This window comes from uncultured Porphyromonas sp. (genome assembly GCF_947254915.1).
In the GTDB taxonomy this organism is placed as follows: domain Bacteria; phylum Bacteroidota; class Bacteroidia; order Bacteroidales; family Porphyromonadaceae; genus Porphyromonas.
The window spans coordinates 1-14,467 of the sequence record NZ_CAMYEZ010000045.1; the positions used below are offsets into that span (position 1 = coordinate 1).

10 protein-coding genes are annotated in these 14,467 nt (G+C 54.4%); 4 read left to right on the top strand and 6 right to left on the bottom strand.

What is annotated here, in order from left to right; genetic code table 11:
* Positions 1–109 precede the first annotated feature (109 nt).
* The gene (upp, locus tag Q0X57_RS04115) at positions 110–769 is read left to right on the top strand and encodes a uracil phosphoribosyltransferase (protein ID WP_297728058.1); all 660 of its coding nucleotides are present in this window, start codon (positions 110–112) and stop codon (positions 767–769) included.
* Positions 770–781: 12 nt separating this feature from the next.
* On the top strand, positions 782–2,707 hold the full coding sequence (locus tag Q0X57_RS04120) for a U32 family peptidase (RefSeq protein WP_297728062.1): 1,926 nt from the start codon (positions 782–784) through the stop codon (positions 2,705–2,707).
* Positions 2,708–2,876: 169 nt separating this feature from the next.
* On the opposite strand, the gene Q0X57_RS04125 is transcribed toward Q0X57_RS04120, so the two are convergent.
* Complete coding sequence (locus Q0X57_RS04125) at positions 2,877–5,009, bottom strand: hypothetical protein (protein ID WP_297728065.1); 2,133 nt, start codon at positions 5,007–5,009, stop codon at positions 2,877–2,879.
* A 642-nt stretch (positions 5,010–5,651) separates the two neighbouring features.
* On the opposite strand from Q0X57_RS04125, the gene Q0X57_RS04130 reads away from it, so the two are divergent.
* Together Q0X57_RS04130 and aroC are read left to right on the top strand one after the other, a co-directional pair.
* Positions 5,652–6,218, top strand: a complete 567-nt coding sequence (locus Q0X57_RS04130) for a peptidylprolyl isomerase (RefSeq protein WP_007364993.1) — start codon at positions 5,652–5,654, stop codon at positions 6,216–6,218.
* 9 nt (positions 6,219–6,227) lie between these two features.
* Complete coding sequence (aroC, locus tag Q0X57_RS04135) at positions 6,228–7,316, top strand: chorismate synthase (protein ID WP_297728070.1); 1,089 nt, start codon at positions 6,228–6,230, stop codon at positions 7,314–7,316.
* On the opposite strand, the gene hemG is transcribed toward aroC, so the two are convergent.
* The 5 genes from hemG to Q0X57_RS04160 all read right to left on the bottom strand — a co-directional run bounded on the left by hemG (position 7,293) and on the right by Q0X57_RS04160 (position 14,332).
* Positions 7,293–8,666, bottom strand: a complete 1,374-nt coding sequence (gene hemG, locus Q0X57_RS04140; protein WP_297728073.1) for a protoporphyrinogen oxidase — start codon at positions 8,664–8,666, stop codon at positions 7,293–7,295. The genes aroC and hemG overlap by 24 nt on opposite strands.
* Before the next feature lie 12 nt (positions 8,667–8,678).
* The gene (gene bioA / locus Q0X57_RS04145; RefSeq protein WP_297728076.1) at positions 8,679–9,992 is read right to left on the bottom strand and encodes an adenosylmethionine--8-amino-7-oxononanoate transaminase; all 1,314 of its coding nucleotides are present in this window, start codon (positions 9,990–9,992) and stop codon (positions 8,679–8,681) included.
* Between the two features lie 3 nt (positions 9,993–9,995).
* Positions 9,996–11,000, bottom strand: a complete 1,005-nt coding sequence (bioB, locus tag Q0X57_RS04150) for a biotin synthase BioB (RefSeq protein WP_297728078.1) — start codon at positions 10,998–11,000, stop codon at positions 9,996–9,998.
* 143 nt (positions 11,001–11,143) lie between these two features.
* Positions 11,144–13,183: a peptide MFS transporter gene (locus Q0X57_RS04155; RefSeq protein WP_297728081.1), complete on the bottom strand. Its 2,040-nt coding sequence runs from the start codon at positions 13,181–13,183 to the stop codon at positions 11,144–11,146.
* Positions 13,184–13,222: 39 nt separating this feature from the next.
* Positions 13,223–14,332, bottom strand: coding sequence for a DUF4831 family protein (locus tag Q0X57_RS04160; protein ID WP_297728084.1), 1,110 nt, complete (start codon positions 14,330–14,332; stop codon positions 13,223–13,225).
* Positions 14,333–14,467: the final 135 nt, after the last annotated feature.

Sequence of the window (14,467 nt, forward strand, 5' to 3'; positions counted from 1 at the left end):
ACTTATGACTTGCTTCACAAAAGAGTAGTTGGCTACGTGATTCAAACGTCTATCCGACAAAGATATTGTATATTTGCCTAATTTAAGCACCAAAACAATAGTAAAGCTCATGCAGGTATACAATCTATCCGAGAGACCTTCACTCCTAACCCACTTCATCTCTGAGATACGAGACCGAGAGATCCAGAGAGATCCCCTACGCTTTAGAGCAAACATAGAGCGCATCGGTCATATCATGGCTTACGAACTGAGCAAGCAGCTCCACTATCAGACCCGTCCCGTAGAGACCCCGCTCGGCACAGCCCCCACGGCAGTTCTAGACGAGCAGTTGGTCGTGGCAACGATCCTACGCGCTGGTCTGCCCCTTCATCACGGCTTCCTAGACTTCTTTGATCGAGCCGAAAACGCTTTCATCTCCGCCTATCGCAAAGTCAAGGATGACGAAGACTTTGACATACATGTCGAGTATGTCGCAGCGCCAGACCTGACCGATAAAGAGCTGCTCCTCGTTGACCCCATGCTCGCCACGGGAGGCTCTATGCACCTCTCCTGGCAGGCGCTCCTCAAGAGCTGTGGCACACCGCGACACACCCATATGGTCGCCATCGTGGCTAGCCAACAGGCTATTGACTTCCTCCAGTCTCAGTTTGACGACAAGGCTCCCGTCACGCTATGGGTCGGTGTCATCGACCCAGCGCTCAACGAGCACGCCTACATCGTCCCCGGTCTAGGCGATGCGGGCGATCTAGCCTTCGGTGGTAAGCTCTAAGGCATCGCTTCATTGTCCACACTACGTGACATAGAGCTATTGGCTCCTGCCTCCTCACTAGAGGGTGGTCTGGTGGCGCTCTCTGCGGGTGCCGATGCGGTCTATGTGGGCGCTCCTCAGTATGGTGCTCGTAGTGCTGTCGGGGTCTCGCTGGAGGATATACGGCAACTCTGCGCAGCGGCTCACGCCTATGCCGCACGGGTCTATGTTGCCCTCAATACGATTCTCACAGATAGCCAGTTAGCTCACGCTGTGGAGCTGGCGCATCAGCTTTACGAAGCGGGTGCCGATGCACTCATCATACAGGATCTCGGTCTGCTCACGCAGGACCTCCCGCCCATCCCACTACATGCGAGCACGCAGTGCCACAACCATTCGCTAGAGCAGTTGCAGATGCTCTCGGATCTCGGCTTTGAGCAGGCTGTCCTGCCACGCGAGTGGAGCTGTCAGGACATTGCAGCAGTGCGAGACAAGACTCCGTTGCGACTAGAGGCATTCGTCCATGGGGCGCTCTGCGTCTCCTATAGCGGTCGCTGCTTCATCTCCGAGGCGCTCTCACAGCGCAGCGCCAACAGAGGGCAATGCGCTCAGTACTGCCGCATGACTTACGATCTCGTTGATGCCCAGGGGCAAAAGCTCCGCCAGAGCGAGCACCTCCTCTCTCTGAGAGACCTCAATCGCACCGAAATCATCGAGGAGATGATCGATGCGGGTGTCAGCTCCTTCAAGGTGGAGGGACGACTCAAGGCACTCCCTTACGTGCGCAACGTCATCGCCCACTATCGTAAGGTGCTAGACGAAATCTTGACCCGACGTAGTGACCAGTTGCGTCGTCCCTCCTGGGGCACGACGGAGTACACTTTTACGCCGTTGCCTGAGGCGACCTTTGCCCGCCCCTTTACCACCTACAATACGCTCCTCGGGGCGCCAATCCCTACCGACAGCATCACACCGTATAGTAGCAAAAGCCTCGGCCAGCCGATCGGCACAGTGACCCGGAGCCGAGGCAAAGAGCTCGAGATAGCGCTCCTGAGCGACGACATTGAGCTAGCTAATGGTGATGGAGTGGTCGCCTACACGATCGATAAGAAGCTCGTCGGAGCGCAGATCAATCAGGTACTGCCCGCTAAGCGAGCTAGGAGCTATCGCCTGAGACTATCTCAGGCGCTCGAACTACCGCAGGGGGCGATGCTTTGGCGCAATCTCAACCACCTCCTAGAGGCTCAGCTCCTACGCCCCGACGCCTCTACCCGTACCATGCCCGTGACGCTACATCTAGAGGCGACCCACGATCAACTCATCCTAGAGATGCAACTCTCCGAGGCACCCGAAATGTCGGTCACACGTAGCCGTGCGGTCACGCTAGAGCCAGCACAGCGAGATAATACGGAGCATATAGAGCGCACCCTGCGCAAGCTTGGCGACACGCCATACCGAGCTAAACGAGTGACCATGAGCCTTGACGGACTTTTCGTCCCGCCTTCGCTCGTTGCAGAGCTGCGACGAGAGCTCTCGGAGGAGCTACAGCATCAATGCCTAGCGAAAGCTTTGCAGCGCAGAGATGCCATCGGCAAACCCCTACAGCAGAAGCGCATAGACCGACTTCACACGTCAGACCCTACGGCGCGTCAGCGGTATGGTCTGCCCGACACGCTGGACTTTACCTACAACGTGGCGAATGAATCGGCATGTGAGCTTTACCGTCAGCTAGGCGTCTCAGGACCTATCGCCCCCGCCCTAGAGGTGGAGCGCCCCGAGGGGGCTATCCCAGTGATGTTTACCCGTCACTGCCTGCTGCATCAGCTCGGTTACTGCACACGTACGGGTCGCAAGCCACCCTTTGCGCTGCCACTCTATCTAGTCCGTGGGCGAGACCGTCTGCGCATCGCCCACGACTGTCGCCACTGCATGATGACCCTTTGGCTAGATCCCTCATAGCAGCGGAATGTGCGCCTCATCAAGAAGCGCCAATATCTGACATCTTCGTAGGAATTACCTAATCCTCACGGAGATCTTTTTAGTTAATATGAGGATACGAAAGGAGACTGCTACAGTTGTAACAGTCTCCTTTGTCGTTTTGAAATGGTCATTAGACCAATCTTGTGTACTATAGAACGTACTTCACCGTGCGATGTACGTTGTCAACAGTCACAACGATGAGGTAGGAGCCAGGTACTACACCCTCGATAGATAGCGTGTCGCTCTCGGTGCGAGCTATGCATACTCCCTCCATAGTGTAGAGTGCTACTCCCTGAGCACCCTCTATGTGGAGTGTGGTAGCATCTCTTGTGATTTGGAGTGCAGGCTTAGTTACCTCAGAGATAGATGTACCATTCTTGATGGTCGTCTTACCTGTTGTGAGCGTCAGTTTAGGAGCGATGATGTTGGTGATCTCGCAGTGGTATACACCGTCCTTGTTAGTACTATAGGTCGGCTTAGTCTCACCAGGGATTGCCTTACCATCCTTGTACCACTGGTACTTGTTGGGGACAAATGAATCTCCCTCTGACTGCCAGTTGTCAGGCTCTTCGAGCGTAGCCTCTAGTGTCACGCTCTTACCATCGGCTAGCTCTAAGGTCTTATCCTCTGTAGTCGGTTTCTGTGGAGCATAGACCAAAGTCTTTTCACCATCGGAGCCACTTTGTAGAGATCCCTGGAAGTTGCTAAAGTCTTTGAAGACAAACTTATTACCATGGACGATAGCACTCTCTCCATTGAAGCCTAGTAGTACACCGTAGACGGACTCGCTAGGCTTCGGGAGGATTGGACCTGAGAAGTTGTTGTTTGAGATGTCTACACGACTTAGGACACGCTCGGGATTGGTAAAGAGGGTACCGATACCTCCAGAGAAATTGTTGTCATTGAGTTCGATCTGTACGAGGCGAGGGAAGTTTTCGTAAGTAAAGTATCCCGTTGGATTGCCCGACATCTTATTATGGGAGACCCATAGACGCACTAGGTTGGCGCAGCTGGTAATCTCCTTAGGAAGTTCGCCCGTTAGTTCATTGTATGAGAAGTCTAGGTTTTTGAGTTTGACAAAACCCTCTTTACTATCCTTGCTGGTAGGGAATAGTTTAGCAGGAATCTCGCCTGTGAGCTTACACTTAGCCATTCTAAGATCTACCAACTTGGGGAATTCAGAGAGCCATACAGGGATCTCTCCTCCTAGAGGGTTGCCTGTCAATTGAAGGAGAGTCAGTTCCTTTAGGTTGGTCAGACTCTTGGGTAGCGGAGCCTTAAACTGGCACTCACCAAAAGCGAGTAGAGTCATTTTCGTCAACTTGCCGATGCTCTCAGGAATCAGACCACTCATCTTACTCTTAGTGAGGAGGAGGTTCTGTAAGTTGACTAGATTACCAATATTTGATGGTATCTGACCTTCTACAGAGGTCACTTGGACAGTGATGACCATAAGGTCTGTCAGTTGAGCCAATGAGGCTGGGAATGTACCTCCGAGCTGAGGATTCTGCTCTACAACAAAGTACTTGAGTTTCTTACAAGCACTCCAGTCCTGAGGCAGCTTGCCTGAGAGGTTATTCATATGTAGATAGAGATACTCTAGGTCTGCACACTTGGTCAGGGGCTCAGGGATAGCTCCCGTTAGTTTGTTGTCTTGTAGGCAGAGGGTCTTAATCTTAGGTAGGTTCATATCGCTAGGTAGCGAGCCCGTTAGGGCGTTGCTGTCCATAAAGAGGGTCTCCAAGGCTGGCATATTTACTCTCTTGGGGAACTCCTGCGTTAGCGTGCGAGTGCCACCTACATTCTGCAGACTAGCAGCAAGCTCTCGTAGCTTAGGCATTGTAAAGAGCTCGTCTGGGAGCTTTGAAATGTGGTTGGACTGGCACCAAAACACCTCTAGTTCCGTCAGATTCGCAATAGAGACTGGTAGCTCGCCCTTAGCTTTGCGACGATCTATCTTCAGCTCCACGACGTGACCATCCCGGATCTTGACTCCTTTCCAAGTAGCGGGATCAGTGGTTATATCCCAGCGATTCCAAGAGGGAGACCAGTTAGCTCCATCCAGCTTGTTGTAGATGTCAATGAGAGCTTGCTTCTCATCGGCGGGGATGGATGACTCTCCAGTGGTCGTGGTCTCATCTGCTCTGAGCTCTTGTAGCTTTGGCTGAGGAAGTGATAGCTTGACCAGCTCCACATTCTGAGCAGTCAGCCCTAGTGAGCAGAGTGCTATAGCACAGCTAACTATACAAGCTCTGCGTAATTGAGTAATTGTTTGAACCATAGATATTTGTGTTTATTTAGTGAATGTCTTAATGTGGTGAAGGATACTCTCATATCCTCCACAAGCAAAGATATAAAAAAAAACAGTATTAGCAAACTTTTATGACGGCATTAAGTCCGCAAGTCTCACAAGTAACGATTATAGCAACGCTCGTTTAACCGCTAACTTCTCATACCTAGACTCTCGCCTTGGGAGGAATTTTCAAATAGCTCGGTGGAAAACGAAAATCCTTCACGCAGGGGCGAAATGAAACTTCGGAAGAATGAAATGAAAGTTCGGAAGAAGCAAATCAAAGTTCCGAAGAATTGTTCGTTTCCTCGGTGGAAAGTCCGAAATCCCTCCGAGGAGATTTCCGATTTCCTCGGGGGACGTGTAACGGTTGTAGGGACGCACGATCTGTGCGTCCGTCCCCGTTAAAACCACGGGTGCCGTAACTTTTGACACAACGGACGCACCGATCGTGCGTCCCTACAACGGGCTACACGTCTCAACGTTCGACAACGGACGCACGAGCCGTGCGTCCCTACATTCACTACCCGTCTGCTCTAACCTCTAAATTCGTACCTTTGCGGTAGCACCTGCGAGGTCTATCTTTGCGGTGGTGCTTAAACTGCATTTTATCACGAAATAATTATACCTAATATGAAGATTACAAAGGATAGCTACGTAACCTGCGAATACGAGCTCTACACGGGCTCTGGCAAGGAAGAGATCGTTGAGAAAGCAACGCCCGAGGCGCCCCTAGCGCTGATCGTCGGGGCGGGATTCCTGCTGGAGGCTTTTGAGAAGCAACTGATGGGTCTAGAGGCTGGCGACAAGTTTGACTTTACCCTCACGCCTGAGGAGGCGTATGGTGAGGTCTCTGACGCTTACGTCCTAGAGCTGGAGAAGGAGCTCTTCAAAAACGATAAGGGTGAGTTCCACTCGGACGTCGTCTACGAGGGCAATGCCGTCCCAATGCTGGACAACCAAGGCAATCAGCTGGTTGGTATCGTTGAGAAGGTCGGTGATGACACGGTGACGATGAACTTTAACCACCCCTTGGCTGGTCAGACACTGCACTTCGTTGGGTCTGTCCTAGAGGCGCGTCCTGCTACTGAGGAGGATCGTCAGAGACTGACGGCACAGTTCTCCGGACATGCGGGCGGTTGCTGTGGAGACGACCATGACCACGAGGGGGGCTGCTCTTGCTGCAGTGGCTGCCACTAAGCCATCGCTATGAATAGCTTCGGACGCAAGCTGCGACTGACCACCTTTGGGGAGTCGCACGGAGTCGCATTGGGGGGTGTCCTCGATGGTATGCCTGCGGGCTTCCTGATAGATAGGGCGGCTGTGCAACGCTTTGTCGACTTGCGTCGTCCAGGCTATTCACGATCTACGACAAAACGCCGAGAGCCAGACGAAGTGGTCTGGCTCTCAGGCTTGACTGACGAGTGGCGGACGCTGGGTAGTCCGATAGCCTTCGTGATACAAAACAAAGATGCTCGCTCGCAGGACTACGCCACCGCTACGAGCTTGGGCGGAAAGCCCTTTAGAGCAAATCATGCCGACCTGACTTACTGGCTCAAGTATGGTCTAGAGCCTCAGCCTGGTGGCGGTCGGTCTAGTGGTCGCGAGACGGTCGCTCGTGTGGTGGCGGGAGCCGTTGCTCAGCAATGGTTAGAGCAGGTGTGGGGCGTCACGGTGCAAGCTTTCATACAGCAGGTGGGCGCTCTGTCACTAGCTGGTGACTACACGACTTATCCGCTAGAACATACTTATGACCACCTCTGCTACTGTCCCGATGCGACGCTAGATGAGGAGATAGCCACCTACCTAGCCAAGATACGAGCCGATCGTGATAGCGTGGGCGGTGTCGTGGGGTGCGTGGTACGTGGTATGCCGGCTGGCGTGGGCGAGCCGATCTTTGACCGCATACCAGCCTTGCTGAGTTATGCCGTGATGAGCATTCCGGGGAGTCGCGCCTTTGCCTTTGGGGATGGCTTTGACCTAGCGGGGCAACGGGGTAGCGCCGTGCTTGACGAATTGCTCGCGATGAGCGATGAGGGCACGGTAACCTTCGGAAGTAATCACAATGGCGGTGCACTCGGCGGGATCACAACGGGACAGGACTTGAGCCTGAGCGTAGCGTTTAAGCCGACCCCAACGATAGCTCGTCCGCAACAGACGCTCACGACTGAGGGCGAGCGCGTGACACACACCTTCATGGGGCGTCACGACCCGTGCATAGCACTACGGGCGGTGCCTGTCGTGCAGTCGATGGTGGCGCTGACTCTGGCGGATCTACTGGTTGCTCTCAGCGATTAGCTGCTGGGCAATTTGCGTCGCCTGCGTGATGCGGTTCGCCATACCGATGCCGTCTCGACAATTCCCCGCAATGATGAGTCCAGGGTAGCGACGCTCTATCTCAGCAATGGCAGCGTAGCGCTTCTCACTATCGGCACCGTACTGCGGGATCGCATGGCGGTGGCGCGAGATATGCACCATATTGGGGACGATGCGTGGATCGATGCGGAGCACTTTGTAAAGGTCTCGGAGCGCGAGCGCACGTACCGTCTCATCGTCCTGATCGATCAAGTCGGGGTAGCGTGTCCCGCCCATGAAGATGCTGTAGAGAACTCCCTCAGCAGTCGGAGTTCGGTCGGCAAAGCAGTCCGACGGAAAGAGAACACCGAGGATATCCACTGGCTCTGACGAAGGCATGAGCGCACCGAAGCCACGATAGTTGCTGACCTTACGGTCAAAGCCGACAGCCACCTCCACGATCGGCGCATAGTAGAGACTGGTAATGGGAGATAAGAGTTCGTCGGGGAGCGTCTCTCCGAGGAAGCTCGCCAAGGTGTGTGCGCCTACGGTAGAGACCACGCGCTCGGCTGGGACTTCGTGGAGCTCTCCGCCTTGCTGGTAGGTGACGAGCCAGTCGCCCGCTGCGCCCTGTCGGACCGATGTGACGGTGGCACCAGTGAGGATATTGTCTGTGCCGATCTGCTCGACCATTTCGTGGATCATCGTCTCCAGTCCTTGGCGTGCTGAGTAGACCTCTTTGGTGGCTAGGCGGTCACGGTCGCTCTTAGGCTCTTTGGCTTTTGCCATAGCTCCACGAATGAAGCTCCCGTACTCCTGCTCTAGGTTGTAAAGCTTGGGGAGTGCGTGGCGGGTCTCCAGCTTCATCGGATCACCAGCGTAGATGCCCCCTATGAAGGGGTCGACGGCATACTGCAGGAAGCTCTTGCCGAGGCGACGACGAGCCAGGGATCCGACAGATTCGTAGGGATCGTTGCCTTTCTTGCGCCACGGCTCGCCTAGCAAACGGAACTTATCGCCCAGCGTGAAGAGCGGTGTCGTGAGCCCGCTCCAAGGTCCCGAGGGGAGGCGGTGAAGCTTTCCTTTCTTATAAATGTATCGGCAGTTGCCCTCTGGCGTGGCGGCTTCGTAGCCTGAGGGGAGAAGGGCAAAGAGCTCGGCAACTTCGGGGAAAGAGATCGCCCCTGTGTTAGGTCCCGTTTCGAAGGTGTAGCCTCCTTCTCGCAAAGTGCGGATTTGTCCACCAGCCCGCTCCGCCTCCTCGAGGACGAGGACGGACAATCCTGCTTTCCGTAGGTAGAGTGCCGTGGTGAGACCTGTGATACCAGCGCCAATGACTATCGTCTGTTTCATACTGCGTGACTGTTATCGTGATTGTCTAGCGACCATCTCCTGGACGACTGTGAGCAGGCCAGCGGTGAGGCGGGAGAGGTCGTCGGGTTGGATGATGTATGGGGGCATGATGTAGCAGAGCCGGCCGAAGGGTCGTACCCAGATGCCGAGCTCTACGAAGCGGCGCTGCATGAAGGCCATATCGACTGGCTCGTCTAGCTCGATCACGCCGATAGTGCCGAGGACGCGCACCTCGGTGACCCCAGTGAAAGTGCTGGCAGGTGCTAGCTCTCGCTTCAGTTGCGCCTCGATCCGGGCGACACGCTCTAGCGTTGGTTCACGCTGCAGGAGCTGCAGACTGGCGAGAGCTACGGAGCAGGCCAGAGGGTTGGCCATAAAGGTGGGACCGTGCATAAAGCAACCCGCCTCGCCACGGCAAACGGTCTCAGCAACGCGCTGCGTCGTGACAATGGCGGAGAGGGTCATATAGCCTCCCGTGAGTGCCTTGCCGAGGGTGACGATGTCGGGCAGGACGCCCGCATGCTCCATCGCAAACATACGTCCCGTACGTCCGAATCCTGTGGCTATCTCGTCGAAGATGAGCAACACGCCATACTGATCGCACAGCTTGCGCGCCTCCACGAGGTAGTTGGGATGGTAAAAGTACATACCGCCAGCTCCCTGCACGATGGGCTCTAGGATGAGCGCTGCGATCTGTTCGCCGTGCTGAGCGAGCACTTGGCGGAGTGGCTCCATAGCGTCGTCGCGCCATGGCTCGCCCCACTTGACGGAGGGCGGTGCGAGGAAGTGTTGCTGCGGAAGGGCCGTGCCGAAGATACTGTGCATTCCGGTGACGGGGTCGCAGACGCTCATGGCGTGCCACGTGTCGCCGTGGTAGCCTCGACGAATGGTGACGAAGTGGTCACGCTGCGTCTCACCGAGGGACTGCTGATACTGGATCGCCATCTTGAGCGCTACCTCGACAGCGACCGAACCACTGTCGGCATAGAAGATCCAATCGAAGCCTTCGGGGAGCATCTTCAGGAGTTCCTCGCCTAGAGCTATGGCAGGTTGATGCGTTAGCCCGCCAAACATAACGTGGCTCATCTTCCCTATCTGCGTCTCCACGGCAGCATTGAGCGCAGGGTGGTTGTACCCATGCACAGCGCACCACCAGGAGCTCATGCCGTCGATCAGCTCTGTGCCGTCGGCTAGGTAGATGCGCACCCCCTCGGCGTGCGATACGGGGTAGACTGGTAGCGGATCTTCGGTAGAAGTGTAGGGATGCCACAGGTGCTTGCGGTCCCACGCTAAGGCTTGCTGGACTGTTGGGTCGTATGGCTTCATAGGTTAAGCGGTTTCTTCGGTACGCCAGTCCTTTTCGTTGGTATTGCGATAGCCCATCTCGGCGATGAGCTGCATATCTTCGCGAGCTTGCATGCCACTGGTCGTCAGCATGTCGCCTGTGATGGCACTATTGATGCCGATGTACATAGCTTGTCTCATCACCTCTGGCGAAAGCCTCAGCCGTCCTCCACTAAAGCGCAGGAAAGCTGTCGGATTGATCAGACGAAAGAGTGCTACCGTGCGTAGATACTCCTCGTCTGTCAGGCGAGGCTCCTTGGCGAGTGGCGTGCCAGCGATCGGCTGGAGTATGTTAATAGGTATAGAGCGTATGGCGAGCGAACGCAGATAGCAGGCGAATTCGATGCGCTGTGCCATCGTCTCGCCCATGCCGATGATACCTCCCGAGCAAACCTGCAGTCCTACCTCCCGAGCCCAGCGAATGGTCTGCTCTTTCTCCGCCTGCGTGTGAGTCGTGCAGAGCTTGGGGAAGTGCGACGGAGCGCTCTCCATATTGCAGTGATAGGTGGTGACGCCCGCCTCGTGAAGGCGTCGGAGTTGCTCCTTCGTCAGTAGTCCCATAGAGGCGCAAAGCTTGATATCGCTCGCCTGACGCATCGCCTCGTAGTGCTGAGCGATCCGCTCTATCTCCCGATCACTCTGTCCTCGTCCACTAGCCACGAGTGCTATGCGCCCGATGCCTGCCTCGCGATTGGCTCGTGACTCAGCCACGCACGGCTCGACATCGAGTAGCGGATAGGCCTCCGCCTGCGTATGATAGTGAGCACTCTGAGCGCACCAGTGACAGTCCTCCGAGCAATGCCCGCTCTTGACATTGATGATCGAGCAAGTGTCGAAGGCGTCTCCCATACAGTGGCGCGTCACACGGTGCGCCGCCTCATAGAGCGCCTCCGAGTCGGCCTGCTGCGCCAAGTCCAGCGCTTCTTCCTGGGTCACCTCCACAGGTTCTGAAGAGCAGAGAGAGGTAACGATGTCTGATAAAGGTCTCATGAGCATTCTATTGCATGTCTATAATTGAATGGACGCATCGCCCACCCCTTGCTTAGTAAAGGAGTCTGCGATACGTCCATCGTTATTGGTGGAGAATTGATACAGTCTTTTGTTGGAGACTGTTATCTCATAGTACAGCCTCTTTAGTCAGCCGTAGCGCGCTCGAGTCGCTTCATAACAGCAAATATAAAGGCAGCTGAGAGGAGACAGCAGATGATTAGCACGCCCCAGAACCAGCCCATAGGCATCTTGTCCCAGAGAGAGCCCATCACGCCGACAAGCAGGTTACCTATAGCGGTTGCTGCAAGCCATCCACCCTGCATAAGACCAGCGTACTGTGGAGGAGCTACCTTAGAGACGAAGGAGAGACCCATCGGGCTAAGGAAGAGCTCAGCAAGTGTCAGCACGAAGTAAGTACCGATCAGCCAATTAGGTGATACGAGCGTATCACTGGTACCATGGATATGAGCAGGAGCGGGTAGTGCGTACATGATCGTTGGGATCAGTAGCACGCAGAATCCGACAGCTGCTAGGAGCATACCGATACCTATCTTGCGAGGAGCTGAGGGCTCCTTACCACGATTGGCCAGGTAACCAAAGAGTCCTACCGTGACAGGAGTTAGCAGGATGATGAAGAATGGATTGAACTGCTGGAAGATCTGAGGTGTAATGTTTCTCAGAGCATCAGCGATAGGCTTGATGTCTACAAAGTATCCACCAGCGAGACCAGCGATACCTAACACGACGAGGATTAAGCCTGTCTTGACATTCTTCTTACCGCCCAGTAGCCCGAAGGTAGAGAGGTAGATACCATACATAAAGCAGATGAAAGGTATCAGCATCAGTAGACTAAACGGCATATAGCCCGCAGCGTCTACACGTGATACGGTATAGTCTCGTGCGAAGAAGGTCATCGTCAAACCGTTCTGGTGGAAAGCCATCCAGAAGAAGATCACAACGAAGAAGACCAGTCCTAGTGCGATGAGACGCTCCTTAACCTCAGCCTTAGACATCTCGACGACATGCGCTGAGCTGTCGCCCTGTGCTGCCATAGCCTTAGCTTGCTTGACGGTTACGTCTGCTGCCTTCCAGGTCTTACGACAGAGTACGAAGACCAAGATAGATATGATCAAGCTGATACAAGCTACAAAGAACGAGAGACTATAAGACTGTGACAAGGTCGTCGACACATAGTGCTCACCGAAGGCACGCTCGAAGCTTAACTCTTGAGCTGCTTCACCTCTGTCTTCACGCTCCGCATTGAGTTTACTGTTTAGATCAGCCGTCCACTCAGCTGGGATCTGCAGCATAGCCACGCGCTCATTGATAGCAAATTTGGCTGGTTCGTCCTTAGTATTGCGACTGATGAGGATCTCATGGTCGGCATCTGTGATCTGCAGTTGAGGATCACTCACGAGCCCAGCTTTAGTATACTGGCGGAGAGCTGCTATACGTAGGTCGTGAAGAACTTGCGCCTCGTCTTCGGGGAACATGACGCCAGCCTTCTTCTTAGCAGCTGTAACCTTTTGACTCTGCTCTTCAGCCGTCAGCTGAGCATACTCAGGGTGCTTAGCTTGTAACTCTGCGATAAAGGCATCGGCATCAACTGTTTCATCGTTGAGCTTATTGTAGTTTGCGGGAATGGTTGCATCGTAGAAGTAGTTCTCCTTAGCTAGTACATTGTTCGTAATCCAGTTACCCATGCTAGGAGCAAAGAAGGCACCAATATTGATGAACATGTAGAAGATGGAGAACGCCATATCACGTCCTTTAGAGAACCGAGGATCATCATATATCTTACCCACGAGTGCCTGTAGGTTACCCTTAAAGAGTCCCGTACCAGCAGCAATCAGGAAGAGGGACAAGAGCATGATCGTGATACCAGCAGCTCCAGCACCAAAAGGTAGCCCTAAGAGTAGGTAACCAGCGAACATGATCGTGACACCAGCAAAGATGGTCTTACCATATCCGAGCCATTTATCAGCTATGATACCACCGAAGATTGGGAGGAAGTAGACCAGCGCTAGGAAGGTTCCATATAGCATACTAGTCGTTGCCGAGGAGAAGCCGAACTTCGCCTGTAGGTAGAGCGTCAATATGGCTAGCATCGTATAGTAGCCGAAACGCTCTCCCATGTTCGTTAGGGCTAATACGATAAGCCCCTTGGGGTGTTTATTTTCCATATGAATGGTTCGTTTATAGATTAGTATTTTTCAAGTTATTCATTGCCGAGGTAGCTCGATCAGCTCGATAGAGCCACTCGTCAGGTCAAAGTAGATCGTGTAGGGGAGCTGTCCTAGCTTGTCTGCGCCTAGCTTGTGCTCTAGGAGTGCTGGGCGTCCCCACTGCGCTACTGAGAACTCTAGCGTGACCGCCTGACTGCGCCCTGGGAGCTGTAGAGAGACACGTGCTCGCCCTGGCTCGATGTAGCGGAGAGCCTTACTCTTGATCAACTTATGTAGCTCCGATTCGCTCAGTGGCGCAGGGCGATTCAGCGCTTTGACATCTATATAGATAGGAGCTCCAGAGAGATCCTCCTTGTCAACCAAACCATACTGCGGAGCGAAGCGAGCTACCACCTGCTGCGTGGCTGGCTCCGTGATCGGCACATCTACCACCTCCTCATAGTATCGTCTCGTAGTACGACCTGCGAAGAGCGCTTGCAGTGCTGCCAGCTCCTTGTCAAGCCCGTCTAGAACCATCTTGAGCGCAGGGCCATCGCATGGCATCGTCTCGACTTGACCCGATAGTAGCTCCACACGTCGCTCCCGTAGCTCGAAGAGCCTATTTGCCGCCACCTCCGCCTGCTTGGCACGTGAGGTCGCTAGGGCATACTCTTGAGGCAAAGCCTGACTAGCCTCCTGACTGGCCACCGCCTTAGGGTAGTCAGCTAGGTAGTCGGTTGTAGCGGGCTGGTACGCCTTGCCGTGGAGTGAATAAAGCAATCCATCGGGTGTCAGAGAGGCCAACTGCTCGACGGAAGGCAGCGCTACCGACTCAATCAGGAAGCCCTGCGCCTTATCCGGGACCCCGTGAGCGTGCATCGCGACACGCTCTATCTGGTAGCGCGTCGCAGGCTGCGTCGGATAGTTCTCACCCAAGTAGCGAGAGGCGTAAGCGACTAGAGGGCCTGGCTCAAACAGCTCCTCCGAGAGGACAAAGTGTATGCGTAGTTGTGTCTTCGGTAGATAATAAACGACCCCGCTCGTAGGCTGATCGTCAGCCACGTACGGAGTCACAGTCGCCTGACGACTAGCGCAGCTCGTGAGCCACACCATCGTCATCGCAAGCGCCCATATAGTTAGTCGGCTAGGGGTCTTATGTCTGTGCATAATCTACCAATGAAAAATAGACTTGCGACAAAGATACGAAAAAGAAGTTAGAGCTTAGAGATTAGAAGTTAGAGATATGGGCATCGTACATTCCACCCGCTAATGCAATTTCTCAAGAATGATGTTTTTGATGAC

Coding starts and splice junctions, on each gene's coding strand:
- upp (WP_297728058.1), top strand. CDS start 110: ATGCAGGTATACAATCTATCCGAGAGACCTTCACTCCTAACCCACTTC.
- Q0X57_RS04125 (WP_297728065.1), bottom strand. CDS start 5,009: ATGGTTCAAACAATTACTCAATTACGCAGAGCTTGTATAGTTAGCTGT.
- Q0X57_RS04130 (WP_007364993.1), top strand. CDS start 5,652: ATGAAGATTACAAAGGATAGCTACGTAACCTGCGAATACGAGCTCTAC.
- aroC (WP_297728070.1), top strand. CDS start 6,228: ATGAATAGCTTCGGACGCAAGCTGCGACTGACCACCTTTGGGGAGTCG.
- hemG (WP_297728073.1), bottom strand. CDS start 8,666: ATGAAACAGACGATAGTCATTGGCGCTGGTATCACAGGTCTCACCACG.
- bioA (WP_297728076.1), bottom strand. CDS start 9,992: ATGAAGCCATACGACCCAACAGTCCAGCAAGCCTTAGCGTGGGACCGC.
- bioB (WP_297728078.1), bottom strand. CDS start 11,000: ATGAGACCTTTATCAGACATCGTTACCTCTCTCTGCTCTTCAGAACCT.
- Q0X57_RS04155 (WP_297728081.1), bottom strand. CDS start 13,183: ATGGAAAATAAACACCCCAAGGGGCTTATCGTATTAGCCCTAACGAAC.
- Q0X57_RS04160 (WP_297728084.1), bottom strand. CDS start 14,332: ATGCACAGACATAAGACCCCTAGCCGACTAACTATATGGGCGCTTGCG.